This window comes from Delftia sp. ZNC0008 (assembly GCF_000799035.1).
GTDB lineage: Bacteria > Pseudomonadota > Gammaproteobacteria > Burkholderiales > Burkholderiaceae_C > Comamonas > Comamonas tsuruhatensis.
On record NZ_JTKZ01000720.1, the window covers coordinates 1 to 12,233 of the forward strand.

The 12,233-nt window shown below is 67.0% G+C and carries 12 protein-coding genes; 6 read left to right on the forward strand and 6 right to left on the reverse strand.

The window, feature by feature from the left end; translation table 11 throughout:
- On the forward strand, positions 1 to 1,519 hold a 1,519-nt coding region (gene lpdA / locus L995_RS23365; protein WP_047473877.1), incomplete at its 5' end, for a dihydrolipoyl dehydrogenase.
- 91 nt (positions 1,520 to 1,610) lie between these two features.
- Here the strand turns inward: lpdA and L995_RS23370 are convergent.
- The gene (locus tag L995_RS23370) at positions 1,611 to 2,540 is read right to left on the reverse strand and encodes a LysR family transcriptional regulator (protein ID WP_047473878.1); all 930 of its coding nucleotides are present in this window, start codon (positions 2,538 to 2,540) and stop codon (positions 1,611 to 1,613) included.
- Between the two features lie 63 nt (positions 2,541 to 2,603).
- On the opposite strand from L995_RS23370, the gene L995_RS23375 reads away from it, so the two are divergent.
- Together L995_RS23375 and L995_RS23380 are read left to right on the forward strand one after the other, a co-directional pair.
- Entirely contained in the window at positions 2,604 to 3,221 is a 618-nt protein-coding gene (locus L995_RS23375; RefSeq protein WP_047327341.1) for a LysE family translocator, read from the forward strand.
- Between the two features lie 343 nt (positions 3,222 to 3,564).
- A complete protein-coding gene (locus L995_RS23380) occupies positions 3,565 to 4,803 on the forward strand; it encodes an MFS transporter (protein WP_047473879.1) in 1,239 nt (412 codons plus the stop codon).
- Here the strand turns inward: L995_RS23380 and L995_RS23385 are convergent, their stop codons facing one another.
- Together L995_RS23385 and L995_RS23390 are read right to left on the reverse strand one after the other, a co-directional pair.
- Positions 4,804 to 5,829 carry an FUSC family protein gene (locus L995_RS23385; protein ID WP_047473880.1) on the reverse strand — a complete coding sequence of 342 codons (1,026 nt, stop codon included), beginning with the start codon at positions 5,827 to 5,829 and terminating at the stop codon, positions 4,804 to 4,806.
- A 180-nt stretch (positions 5,830 to 6,009) separates the two neighbouring features.
- A complete protein-coding gene (locus tag L995_RS23390; RefSeq protein WP_016447100.1) occupies positions 6,010 to 6,501 on the reverse strand; it encodes an EVE domain-containing protein in 492 nt (163 codons plus the stop codon).
- Positions 6,502 to 6,630: 129 nt separating this feature from the next.
- On the opposite strand from L995_RS23390, the gene yghU reads away from it, so the two are divergent.
- Positions 6,631 to 7,470: a glutathione-dependent disulfide-bond oxidoreductase gene (gene yghU, locus L995_RS23395; RefSeq protein WP_016447099.1), complete on the forward strand. Its 840-nt coding sequence runs from the start codon at positions 6,631 to 6,633 to the stop codon at positions 7,468 to 7,470.
- Between the two features lie 7 nt (positions 7,471 to 7,477).
- Here yghU and L995_RS23400 read toward each other — a convergent pair whose 3' ends face one another.
- The 3 genes from L995_RS23400 to L995_RS23410 all read right to left on the reverse strand — a co-directional run bounded on the left by L995_RS23400 (position 7,478) and on the right by L995_RS23410 (position 9,297).
- A complete protein-coding gene (locus L995_RS23400; RefSeq protein ID WP_047473881.1) occupies positions 7,478 to 8,161 on the reverse strand; it encodes a hypothetical protein in 684 nt (227 codons plus the stop codon).
- A gap of 75 nt (positions 8,162 to 8,236) precedes the next feature.
- Positions 8,237 to 8,494 (reverse strand): GlsB/YeaQ/YmgE family stress response membrane protein, encoded by a 258-nt coding sequence (locus L995_RS23405; RefSeq protein ID WP_012205794.1) that lies wholly within the window; start codon positions 8,492 to 8,494, stop codon positions 8,237 to 8,239.
- 167 nt (positions 8,495 to 8,661) lie between these two features.
- On the reverse strand, positions 8,662 to 9,297 hold the full coding sequence (locus L995_RS23410) for a C40 family peptidase (RefSeq protein ID WP_047473882.1): 636 nt from the start codon (positions 9,295 to 9,297) through the stop codon (positions 8,662 to 8,664).
- A gap of 191 nt (positions 9,298 to 9,488) precedes the next feature.
- On the opposite strand from L995_RS23410, the gene L995_RS23415 reads away from it, so the two are divergent.
- Positions 9,489 to 10,091, forward strand: a complete 603-nt coding sequence (locus L995_RS23415; protein ID WP_016447096.1) for an isochorismatase family protein — start codon at positions 9,489 to 9,491, stop codon at positions 10,089 to 10,091.
- Between the two features lie 202 nt (positions 10,092 to 10,293).
- Complete coding sequence (locus L995_RS23420; protein WP_047473883.1) at positions 10,294 to 12,180, forward strand: propionate--CoA ligase; 1,887 nt, start codon at positions 10,294 to 10,296, stop codon at positions 12,178 to 12,180.
- Positions 12,181 to 12,233 lie beyond the last annotated feature (53 nt).

The window sequence follows — 12,233 nt, forward strand, 5'->3', positions numbered from 1 at the left end:
CCGCGTTCCTGCGGCAGCCAGCTACGCGGGTGGCGTGGCCGACTATGACTGCGACGTGGTCGTGCTCGGCGGTGGCCCTGGCGGCTACTCTGCCGCCTTCCGCGCAGCCGACCTGGGCCTGAACGTGGTCATCGTCGAGCGCTACAAGACCCTCGGCGGCGTCTGCCTGAACGTGGGCTGCATTCCCTCGAAGGCGCTGCTGCACGTGGCGGCCGTCGTGGACGAGGTCAAGCACCTGGAAGTGGCAGGCGTCAAGTTCGGCGCGCCCGAGGTCAACATCGACCAGCTGCGCGGCCACAAGGACAAGGTCATCGGCAAGCTGACCGGTGGCCTGGGCCAGATGGCCAAGATGCGCAAGGTCACCGTGGTGCGCGGCTACGGCAATTTCGTCGGCGCCAACCACCTGGAAGTGGAAGAGACCACGGGCGATGGCCAGGAAAAGACCGGCAGCAAGAAGATCGTGCAGTTCAAGCGCGCCATCATTGCCGCCGGCAGCCAGGCCGTGCACCTGCCCTTCATGCCCAAGGACCCGCGCGTGGTGGACTCCACCGGCGCGCTGGACCTGGCCAGCGTGCCCAAACGCATGCTGATCCTGGGCGGCGGCATCATCGGCCTGGAAATGGGCACCGTCTACTCCACGCTGGGCGCACGCCTGGACGTGGTGGAGATGATGGACGGCCTCATGCAGGGCGCCGACCGCGACCTGGTCAAGGTCTGGCAGAAGATGAACGCGCCGCGCTTCGACAACATCATGGTCAACACCAAGACCGTGGGTGCCGAAGCCACGCCCGAAGGCATCAAGGTCAGCTTCGCGCCCGCCAAGGACGGCGTCACCGTGCCCGAGGCCCAGGTCTACGACCTGGTGCTGCAGGCCGTGGGCCGCACGCCCAACGGCAAGAAGATCGCCGCCGAGAAGGCCGGCGTGGCCGTCACGGACCGCGGTTTCATCGAAGTCGACATCCAGATGCGCACCAACGTGCCCCACATCTTCGCCATCGGCGACGTGGTGGGCCAGCCCATGCTGGCGCACAAGGCCGTGCACGAGGCCCATGTGGCCGCCGAAGTCATCGCCGGTGAACTGCAGGGCAACAAGGAGCTGGCCGCCAGCGCCTTCAATGCCCGCGTGATCCCCAGCGTGGCCTACACCGACCCGGAAGTGGCGTGGGTGGGCCTGACCGAGGACCAGGCCAAGGCCCAGGGCATCAAGGTCAAGAAGGGGGTCTTCCCCTGGACGGCATCGGGCCGCGCCATTGCCAATGGCCGCGACGAAGGCGTCACCAAGCTGCTGTTCGACGACAGCCCCGAGGCGCATGGCCATGGCCGCATCCTGGGCGGCGGCATCGTCGGCACGCATGCGGGCGACATGATCGGCGAGATCGCGCTGGCCATTGAAATGGGTGCCGACGCCGTGGACATCGGCAAGACCATCCATCCTCACCCCACGCTGGGCGAGAGCCTGGGCATGGCGGCTGAGGTGGCGCACGGCTCCTGCACGGACTTGCCGCCGCAGCGCAAGTAAGCGCAACGCCCGGCCTTCGGAACGGGCAAGGACACAAAGGCAGCTTCGGCTGCCTTTGTGCTTTGGGGGGTAGTACGGGTCGCAGGCCGGCTCAGGTCTGGGAGCGCAGCCACTGCAGCAACTGCGCGTGCACGCCATTCGGTGCAGGCGGGGCAGGGGACAGCAGGCAATAGCGCGATCCATCCTCCACAAAGCCCATGGGCGCCGCCAGCACGCCGCTGGCAATGTCGTCGCGCACCAGTTGCCAGGGGCCTATGGCCACGCCCATTCCGGCCACGGCAGCCTGGAGCGTGAAATAGAAATGTTCGAACTGCAGCTGCGGTCCCGAGGGCTGGGGCTGGCCGCTGTACTCGGCCCAGGTGGCCCAGGCGCCAGGGCGCGTGCGGCTTTGCAGCAAGGGCGCATCGGCGCGCAGCCTGGGCGTGTGCTCTTGCGCGTGGCGGTCGCACCATTGCGCCAGGCGATCGGGCCGGCAGACCGGGCCTATGCGCTCTGCGAACAGCGTTTCGGCATGGCAGCCTGCGGGAAGGGCGAAATCGTCGCGCCGTATGGCCAGGTCGATCCCGTCCGCAAACGAGAACGGGCCGCCGCCGGCCACCAGGTGCAGTTGCAGCTCGGGATGCATTTGCTGGAACTGTGGCCAGCGTGGAATCAGCCAGCGCATCAGCAAGGTGGGTTCGCAGGACAGCACCCAGCGGCGCGCATGCCGCGCGCGTGCGCGCAACTCCTGCGTCGCCTGGCGCATGCGCTCCAGGCCTTCATGCACGGCCTGTGCGAGATGGCGCCCAGCGTCGGTCAGGAAGACGCGGCGGCTGCGGCGGTCAAACAGGGTCACGCCCAGATCGTCTTCCAGCAGGCGCACGGCCCGGCTGATGGCGCCGTGGGTCAGATGCAACTCTTCAGCTGCCTTGCTGAAGTTCTCCCGTCGGGCGGCTGCTTCGAAGCAGCGCAGGGCCTGCAACGACGGCAGCCGCTTGCTGGGAGTCTGTGAATTGAGTTCACTAACTGTGTCAGAAAACATCGTTATGTATTTTCATGGAAGGCCAATACTATCCCGCGTTGCACTGAGTCGGACGGAGAATGCATGACCGAATGGATAGCTGTAGTCACCATTACCTTGCTGGCCGTGATCAGCCCCGGGGCGGATTTCGCCATGGTCACGCGCAACAGCCTGCTGCGCTCGCGCCGCGCGGGCATGCTCACGGCGCTGGGCATAGGTCTGGGCGTGCTGGTCCATGTCAGCTATACCTTGCTTGGGGTGGGGTTGCTGATGCAGCAGGCCACCTGGCTGTTCGATGTGGTCAAGCTGCTGGGTGCAGCCTATCTGATCTATCTGGGCGTGACCATGCTGCGCAGCCGGCCGGACGGAGAAATGGCCAGCCACCCGGCTGCCGTACTGTCCGACATGGCGGCGCTGCGCACGGGCTTTCTGACGAATGCGCTCAATCCCAAGACCACGGTGTTTGTGGTGAGCCTGTTCCTGCAGATCGTGGGGCAGGACACATCGCTGGCCACGCAACTGGCGTACGGCGGGTTCATCTCGCTGGCCCATGTGGGTTGGTTTTGCATCGTGGCGCTGTGCTTTTCCGCGCAGCGGGTCCGTGCCCGGCTGCTGGCCGTACGGCACTGGATAGACCGGGCCTTTGGCGGCATGTTGGTGGGCTTCGGTGTGTTGCTGGCCAGTGCCAAGCTGAGGCTGTGATGCCATGAAGGCCTGACAGGAATCGGTGGGGGAGGACGGGCAAAAGGCCGCAGCGCATGCGGCCTCTGTCCGGCATGCAAGGCCTGCGAGGTGCCATGGGGTGCCTCGCAGGCCAAGCTGTTTCTGGGGCAGCGGAAATGCCTGGCCGCGCAGCTGGAGCGCCTCACCTGGGCGTTCCAGTGCCACGGGCTATGTCGAATGCGCTGCCGATGCCCGCTGCCGCAAGCCGGTTGGTGGGCAGATGCCAGGGGCGCTGCTTGCGGGCGCCGCTTGGCCTATGCTTTCGATACTTCACACATCACCCACAGGGCGCACGGCATGTGCCCCCAGGAAACCGCATCCAATGGAAACAACAAGGCAGGGGGTGCATCCCTCATGGATCGTCGTGATGGCCGGCGTCAGCGCGGCCCTGCATGTAGGCAAGCTGCCGCCGGCCGTGCCGGTGCTGCAGCAGCAGCTGGGCGTGTCCCTGCTGCAGGCCGGCTTTCTGCTTTCCACCGTGCAGGTGGCCGGCATGCTGCTGGGCTTGGTGGTGGGCCTGGGGGCTGACCGCTGGGGACTGCGGCGCAGCATGCTGGCGGGCCTGCTGTTGATGGCGGGTGCCAGCGCCCTGGGCGCCATCGCCACGGGTTTTGCACCGTTGCTGGCCCTGCGCGCCGTGGAAGGACTGGGCTTTCTGCTGGTCGCCATGCCGGGGCCAGGCCTGATTCGCCGGTGCGTGGCGCCGCACGATCTGAGCGCGCGCATGGGCTGGTGGGGCACCTACATGCCGCTGGGCAGTGCCATCGGCTTGCTGCTGGGTCCCTGGGTGATGGCCTGGGCTTCCTGGCCGCTGTGGTGGCTGCTTCTGGGGCTGGTCTCTGCCCTGGCTTGCGCCGCCGTGTGGTACGGCGTGCCGGCAGACGGCCCGAAGGCACCCGTTAGTACATCGGCGGCTGGCGGGGGGTGGCGTCCGCGCCTGGCGCTGACTTTGCGCAGCCCTGGCCCCTGGTGCGTGGCGCTGGGCTTTGCCGTGTATTCGGGACAGTGGATGGCCGTCATCGGCTTTCTTCCCACGGTCTATGCCGAGGCGGGCCTGGGAGCGGCGTTGTCGGGCACGCTGACGGCCGTGGTGGCGCTGGCCAACATGGCGGGCAATGTGGCATCGGGCCGTCTGCTGCAAGGCGGCTGGAGCGCCTCGCGGGCGCTGCGCCTGGGCTTCGGCTGCATGGCGTTGTGCGCGCTGCTGGCCTATGTGCAATGGCAAGGCCAGCCGTTGGCACCTTTGTGGCTGCGCTTTGCTGCGGTAGTTGTGTTCTCGGCAGCGGGGGGACTGATTCCGGGCACGCTGTTTTCCATGGCCGTGCGGCTTGCCCCCGATGAGTCCACTGTTTCGACCACGGTGGGCTTCATGCAGCAATGGTCCAGCGTGGGCCAGTTTGCAGGGCCGCCTCTGGTGGCGGCCGTGGCAGTGCAGGCGGGCGGATGGCAGTGGACCTGGGTGGTGACGGCGGCCATGTGCGCCATCGGCTGGTGGCTGGCCGGAGCCATTGCGCGCATCAGCGCGGCGCCTGCAAGGCAGCGCGAACGCGCTGCCGCCTGATCACGCGTCGCGCGAACCTGTGAGCGCCTTCAGGGCCTCTTCCATCTGTCGTGCGTGGTCCAGCGCGGACAGCCAGGCCTCAGGCAGCGGCTGGGTGGGCGCCTGGGGGGCCGAGGCGGCCAACCTGCCCAGGGCGTCGTCGGGCTGCAGGGCCACCACGTTGCCATTGGCGGCCAGTTGCCGGCAGGCTTCGATCAGCCATTCACAGTGCAGGACGATGGCGCGCGGCATGAGGCCGCTGTCATGCGACATTCCGCGCACCAGGCTTTCGCCCAGCAGCAGCGCGCTGGCGTACAGGCGCACGGCATGGCGGTCGTAGCGCGCCGTGACGGTCTGCAGTGCCGCGCCACCCAGGCGTCCGCGCACGGACCAGCGGCTGGCGCTTTGCGCCTCCGCCAGGGCGGTGCGCAGCGCGCTCAGCGCATCGCTGCTGCGCGTGAGCTGGCCCAGTGCCACAGTGGCGTCGGGTGTGTCGTGGGTGGCGGTGGCACGCAGCGTGGCGTCCAGCCCGTCGGCCAGCTGGCCCAGCAACGCGCTTGCCGAACGTGATACGGCACGCAGCGGATTGGCCGTGAAGATGACCTGGCTGAACATCAGGCCCACGCCTGCGCCGACCAGCACGTCGACCAGCCGGGTTTCGCCCGCCGCGCTGGGCCCCATGCTGAGGACCAGCACCACGGAAACGCCAGCCTGTATCGGAACCACAGGCGGCTGCCCCAGCATGGCGGCCAGCGACAGCGCGACCAACGAGGCCAGGCTCAGTCGCAGCAGGGGAATGGTGTCGGGCAGCAGCCAGGCCAGTTCGCCGACGATGATGCCGATGGCGCAGCCCAGCACCAGGCCCCAGGTTTGCTTGAGATGGCTGGGCAGGCCGGGCGCCAGGCAGACCAGGGCGGTGACGGCGGCAAAGACGGGTCTGGGGTGGCCCAGCAGGTAGTGGGACAGTTCCCAGGCCAGCATGGCGCCCAGCGAGGCGGCGATGGCATCGCGCAGCGCCAGCCGCAGGCGGCCTGGCGCCGCGGCCATGCCGCTCTTGAGTGGTCCAGTGGTTGTTTTTGCTTTTGATTTTCGCCAGCGCACGAAGATGGTCCCTCCAGCTTGCGAAATCCAGGTTCGCAAATGCCCAAAAGCATAGCGGCCGATGCAGGGCAGGAGTGCAGGAAAGAGGCTTCTTGCTTGTAAGAAAGCAGCCCGTGCGAGGCGTGTTCAGCCGTGCCTGAGCAGGCCTTCGATGAAGCTCCATTCCTCGGGCGTGACCGGCGTGATCGACAACCGATTGCCCTTTTGCAGCACACGCATCTGCGCCAGTTCAGGATGCGCGCGCAGCTCGGCAATCTGCAGCGTGCGTGTCTTGCGCAGCGCCTGCACGTCCAGCGTGAGCCAGCGCGGCTTGTCGGGAGAAGACTTGGGATCGTAGTACGGGCTGGCCGGGTCGAACTGCGAGGCGTCGGTGCGCAGATTGCCGGCAATGCGGGCGATGCCGTAGATACCGGGCTCGGCACAGCTGGAATGCCAGTACAGCACCCCGTCGCCGACCTGCATGGCATCACGCATGAAGTTGCGCGCCTGGTAGTTGCGCACCCCGTCCCAGGCAATGGTGGCCTGCGGCGCGGCCAGCGCATGGTCTATGGAGTATTCGTCGGGCTCGTTCTTCATGAGCCAGAACTGGCGGGCGGAGGGTGTGGGGGCTGCAGTCATGCAACGATTGTGGCAAATCCCCGGACGCCGTGGCGGCGTTCTGCGCGCGGCGGCAGGAGTGTGTCAGGGGCTGGACAATGGCCTTCAGCCGGGCGCCTTTCCCATGCCCGCGAACCACAGGAATCCTGCATGTCCGACCGCTCCACCTATGTCCCGCCCGCCGTATGGCAGCCTGCGCCCTCGGGCGGCACCTTCGCCAACATCAACCGCCCGGTCGCCGGGCCGACCCACGACAAGACACTGCCGGTGGGGCAGCAGCCTCTGCAGCTGTATTCGCTGGCCACGCCCAACGGCGTGAAGGTCACCATCATGCTGGAGGAGCTGCTGGCGCTGGGCCATGGCGGCGCCGAGTACGACGCCTGGCTGATCCGCATCAGCGATGGCGACCAGTTCTCCAGCGGCTTTGTCGAGGTCAACCCCAATTCCAAGATTCCCGCGCTGGTGGACCGCAGCGTGGAGCCGCCGGTGCGCGTGTTCGAGTCGGGCTCCATCCTGCTGTACCTGGCCGAGAAGTTTGGCGCGCTGCTGCCTGCCGAGCCCGCTGCACGCACCGAGACGCTGAACTGGCTGTTCTGGCAGATGGGATCGGCGCCTTACCTGGGCGGCGGCTTCGGTCATTTCTATGCCTATGCTCCCGAAAAGTTCGAGTACCCGATCAACCGGTTCACCATGGAAACCAAGCGCCAGCTGGACGTGCTCAATCGCCAGCTGGCCGAGCACGCCTTCATTGCGGGAGAGCACTACAGCATTGCCGACATCGCCATCTGGCCCTGGTATGGCGCACTGGTGCTCAACGAGGTGTACGGCGCGGCCGAGTTCCTGGCGGCCCATGAGTACACGCATGTGATGCGCTGGGCCCGCGAGATTGCCCAACGGCCGGCGGTGGTGCGCGGCCGCCGCGTCAATCGCACCTGGGGAGACGAGGCCACCCAGGTGCCGGAGCGCCACCGCGCCTCGGACCTGGGCTGATCGCCATTTACTGGGAGCGGCCCCAGGGGCCGCGGTCCGGCTGGCGCCAAAAGCGCGGGCGCTTGCCGGATGGCTCGGCCCCGGGCTCGCCCTCACCCTCGCCCTTGTCTCTGCCTTTGCCGTGCTCATGCAATTGCTTGCCGGTCTGCTCGACCTTGCGGGCCGTGCGTTCCAGCTGCGTGGGCAGATGCGAGGGAATGTCGAGCTCCGCCTGCTCGACCACGCGAATGCAGTCCTGGATGTGGCGCTCTCCCAGGTAGCGCAGCGTGGCGTAGCCCAGGGCGGCCGCTGCAGCCTGGCCGGCCAGCGGCACGTACTTTGCCGCTTGGGTTGCCGTCATGCGCATGCCGGCAGCGCGTGCCAGGCGCACCACCATGTCGCGCGTGATCAGCTTGCCGATCAGTACCGAGCCGACCATGGCCACGGCCTTTTGCACCTGCTCGCGCTTGCCGGGGTCCAGCCTGTCCAGCTGTTCGGGCGTGAGGCCGAACTCACGGTTGATGCGCGGCAGCAGGCGCGCCAGCAGGGCTGCGTCAACCAGCCAGTCCAGCCCCGGGATCGGCAGGCTGCTGGCTGCGGCTCCCACCAGCGCACGCCGGTGCAGCAGCTTGCGCGCGCTCTCTGCGGCCTGCGCCACATCGTGGCGCGGTGGTGGAGGGGGAGGGGTCTTGTCCGATGTGCGAAAGATCATGCGTGCCAGTGGGTCCGGGGCAGATGTCGATCAGGAGAATGCGCCAGCTGGAGGAGGCGGCTGGCGCCGGTGCGGTCAGCGTGCGCTCTTGCTGCGCACCAGGCTGTAGATGAAGAGGATGACGATGGCGCCAACGATGGAGGCGATCCAGCCAGCGGGCTGTCCGGCTTCATACCAGCCCATGGCGACACCGACATAGCTGGCAAGAAACGATCCTGCCACACCAAGCAGGATGGTCATGATCCAGCCAAGGCTGTCGTCGCCGGGTTTGAGTGCGCGCGCCAGCAGGCCAACGACCAGGCCAACGATGAGGGTGCCAATCAAGGACATCATGCTTTTCTCCGAACTGAAGCTTCCATGCCGCGACTCTAGGGCCCGGCGCATGCCGGCCCTGTCGGACAGCGTCTCAACCTGGGACGAAGGCAGTGCAGTGCCCTGAAAAACAAAACGCCTGCATCTGCAGGCGCCTGGACTGGGGGAGGGCAGACAGCCCGCCGTGGTTACTGCAGCTGGCTTGCCTGCATCTGCATGGCCAAGGCAGCCTTGCTGGCATCCAGGCCCAGGCCGTCGGAGTCCTGCACGCGACGGGCGCCATCGAAGCGGCGGGCCCAGTAGGCGCTTTGCATGCTTTCCACGCGCACCTGTGCACCGGTGCGGGGGGCATGAATGAAGTTGCCGTCGCCGACATAGATGCCGACGTGGCTGAAGGCGCGGCGCATGGTGTTGAAGAACACCAGATCGCCGGGCTTGAGTTCGTTCTTGTCGATTTTTTCCGTGGCCTGTGCCTGCTGGTCAGCGCGACGCGGCAGGACCTTGCCCAGGGTCTCGGAGTAGATGGCACGGACAAAGCCGCTGCAGTCGAAGCCGGTCTCGGCACTGTTGCCGCCGCGACGGTAGGGAACGCCGATGAAGCCCATGGCGGTCACGACCAGGTCGGAGGTCTTTTCGGCGACGCTTTGTCGTGCTTCCTTGACGAAGTCGGAAGTGCGCTCCGCCATGTGGTGGCGGGCTTCGCGCAGCTGCGAGATGAGGCTGCGGTTGACCAGCAGCTGGTTCATATCGTCGTCACGCATCTCGGGCGGGGCCGCGTGTGCAGTGGCGCTGACGAACAGGAGTGCGATAAGCCATCGGGACATGGGGCGCGAGATTACCACGCAAAAACGTAGGACAAATTCGATAAGACCCCCGAAGGCCCGGGTTTTTGAGCCACCTCAGGAATCGCCGGCGCCCGGCGGTGATGGCCCCCAAGCTGCGACAATAGCGGGCTGTCCTGTTTTCCGATAAGAAGGGCGGCGCGCGCCGCCTCGTATTCCAAGAAAGATCCGCCATGCTGCTTGAAGCCTCCGACTCCCAGCTTGTACTCGTCGATTACCAGGAGCGCCTGATGCCGGCCATCTTCGAGGGCCCGGCAGTCCTGGCCAATGCCGTGAAACTGGCTCGTCTGGCGCATCTGGTGGAAGTGCCGGTGTTCGGCACCGAACAGAACCCCTCGCGCCTGGGTGCCAACGATGCCCAATTGCGCGCGCTGTGCGACAGGACACTGTCCAAGATGCATTTCAGCGCCGTGTCCGAAGGACTGGGCGAGTGGCTGCGTCCGCCTGCACGTCCCCAGGGCGGCAATGCGCGCAGCCTGCCCAAGCACCTGCAAAAGCCCCAGCAGCAGGCGCCCGAGCGCAGCATGGTGGTGATTGCCGGCTGCGAAGCCCATGTCTGCCTGCTGCAGACGGCGCTGGAACTGCTGGAAGACGAGTTCGACGTCTGGGTCGTCACCGATGCCTGCAGCTCGCGCACCGAGCGCAACCGCGATGCTGCCTTCGATCGCCTGGCCGGCGCGGGTGCCGAACTGGTGACCACGGAGATGGTGGCCTTCGAGTGGCTGCGCAGCTGCGAGCACCCGGCCTTCAAGGATCTGCTGGCCCTGGTCAAGTAAGCGGCTGAAGCGATGGTTTTCGTCGAGGCGCCTGCACGGCGCCTTTTTTTACGCCCGTCGCAAGGCGGGGCCATGAAAGACGAATGGGACGGAGGGGGCCGGCCCGGGTCGCTGTGCAGGATTTGTCAGCTTTGGGCAAGCGCATTATGAATAATTATGAATTCAGAAGCCGCCAATCCATGACAACGACAGGAGACAGACAATGGCCCCGCGTTTCGACGATTTCCACCGCCGCTCCATCCAGGAGCGCGATGCCTTCTGGGCCGAGCAGGCCGGCCGCATCGACTGGCATGTGCCGCCCCAGCGCATCTGCGACTATGACAACCCGCCGTTCGCCAGGTGGTTCGTGGGCGGCCAGACCAATCTTTGCCACAACGCCGTGGACCGGCACCTGGCCGAGCGCGCCGACCAGAATGCGCTGATCGCCATCTCCACCGAGACCGGCACCGAGAAGGTCTATACCTACCGCGAACTGCATGCCGAGGTGCAGCGCATGGCCGCCGTGCTGCAGTCGCTGGGCGTGCAAAAGGGCGACCGCGTCCAGATCTACATGCCCATGATTGCCGAGGCGGCCTTTGCCATGCTGGCCTGTGCGCGGCTGGGTGCCATCCATTCGGTGGTGTTCGGCGGCTTTGCGTCGGCGGCGCTGGCCTCGCGCATCGACGATGCCGAGCCCAAGGTCATCATCAGTGCCGACGCGGGCTCGCGCGGCGGGCGCGTCGTGGCCTACAAGCCTTTGCTGGACGAGGCCCTGCAACTGGCCAGCCACAAGCCAGCGGCCGTGCTCATCGTGGACCGTGGCCTGGCGCCTGCGCCCATGCGCGCCGGCCGCGACCACGACTGGACCAGCCTGCGTGCGCTGCACGCCGACGCCCAGGTCGCCTGCACCTGGGTGGAATCCACCGACCCCAGCTACACGCTCTACACCAGCGGCACCACGGGGCGCCCCAAGGGCGTGCAGCGCGACACGGGCGGCTACACGGTGGCGCTTGCCGCCAGCATGCCGCTGATCTTCGGGGCCGAGGCGGGCCAGACCTTTTTCTGCACCAGCGACATCGGCTGGGTCGTGGGGCACAGCTACATCATCTATGGGCCCCTGATCGCGGGCATGGCCACCGTGCTCTACGAGGGCCTGCCCATACGCCCCGACGCGGGCATCTGGTGGAGCATCGTGGAGAAGTACCGGGTCACCCACATGTTCTCGGCGCCCACGGCCATCCGCGTGCTCAAGAAGCACGATGCCGAGTACCTGCACCGCCACGATATCTCCAGCCTCAAGGCGCTGTGGCTGGCCGGCGAGCCGCTGGACGAGCCCACGGCGCAGTGGATCAGCCAGGCCCTGGGCAAGCCCATCATCGACAACTACTGGCAGACCGAGACCGGCTGGCCCATCCTCACGCTGTGCAACGGCGTGGAGCAGCAGACCACGCGCTTCGGCAGCCCGGGCAAGGCCGTCTATGGCTATGACGTCAAGCTGATCGACGAGGCCACGGGCGAGGAACTGCTCGGCGCCGGGCAAAAGGGCGTGCTGGCCATCGAAGGGCCGCTGCCACCGGGCTGCATGCAGACCGTCTGGCGAGACGACCAGCGCTTCATCAACACCTACTGGAAGAGCATTCCGGGCCGCATGATCTACAGCACTTTCGACTGGGGCATACGCGACGAGGACGGCTACTTCTTCATCCTGGGCCGTACCGACGACGTGATCAACGTGGCCGGCCACCGCCTTGGCACGCGCGAGATCGAGGAATGCATCTCCGCCCACCCCCAGGTGGCCGAAGTCGCCGTGGTCGGCGTGGCCGATGCGCTCAAGGGCCAGGCGGCGCTGGCCTTTGCCGTGCCGCGCACGGCGCTGGAAGGCGAGGCCGAGCGCGCGGCGCTGGAGGCCGACGTGATGAAGCTGGTCGATGCGCGCCTGGGCGCCGTGGCCCGGCCCTCGCGCGTGGTCTTCGTCAGTGCGTTGCCCAAGACGCGCAGCGGCAAGCTGCTGCGCCGTGCCATGCAGGCCGTGGCCGAGGGGCGCGACCCTGGCGACCTCAGCACCATGGAAGATCCGGCCGCGCTGGCCCAGGTGCAGCAGCAGCTGTGAGGCAGGGCACGCGCCGCAACCGCTTGCAGCCGGGGTGATGTGCGGCGGCGCCC

Bases quoted from the DNA above. Each gene is read 5' to 3' on its own strand.
- L995_RS23410 (WP_047473882.1), bottom strand. From the start codon at position 9,297: ATGTCCCGATGGCTTATCGCACTCCTGTTCGTCAGCGCCACTGCACAC.
- L995_RS23405 (WP_012205794.1), bottom strand. From the start codon at position 8,494: ATGATGTCCTTGATTGGCACCCTCATCGTTGGCCTGGTCGTTGGCCTG.
- L995_RS23380 (WP_047473879.1), top strand. From the start codon at position 3,565: ATGGAAACAACAAGGCAGGGGGTGCATCCCTCATGGATCGTCGTGATG.
- L995_RS23370 (WP_047473878.1), bottom strand. From the start codon at position 2,540: ATGTTTTCTGACACAGTTAGTGAACTCAATTCACAGACTCCCAGCAAG.
- L995_RS23400 (WP_047473881.1), bottom strand. From the start codon at position 8,161: ATGATCTTTCGCACATCGGACAAGACCCCTCCCCCTCCACCACCGCGC.
- L995_RS23415 (WP_016447096.1), top strand. From the start codon at position 9,489: ATGCTGCTTGAAGCCTCCGACTCCCAGCTTGTACTCGTCGATTACCAG.
- L995_RS23385 (WP_047473880.1), bottom strand. From the start codon at position 5,829: ATGGCCGCGGCGCCAGGCCGCCTGCGGCTGGCGCTGCGCGATGCCATC.
- L995_RS23375 (WP_047327341.1), top strand. From the start codon at position 2,604: ATGACCGAATGGATAGCTGTAGTCACCATTACCTTGCTGGCCGTGATC.
- L995_RS23420 (WP_047473883.1), top strand. From the start codon at position 10,294: ATGGCCCCGCGTTTCGACGATTTCCACCGCCGCTCCATCCAGGAGCGC.
- yghU (WP_016447099.1), top strand. From the start codon at position 6,631: ATGTCCGACCGCTCCACCTATGTCCCGCCCGCCGTATGGCAGCCTGCG.
- L995_RS23390 (WP_016447100.1), bottom strand. From the start codon at position 6,501: ATGACTGCAGCCCCCACACCCTCCGCCCGCCAGTTCTGGCTCATGAAG.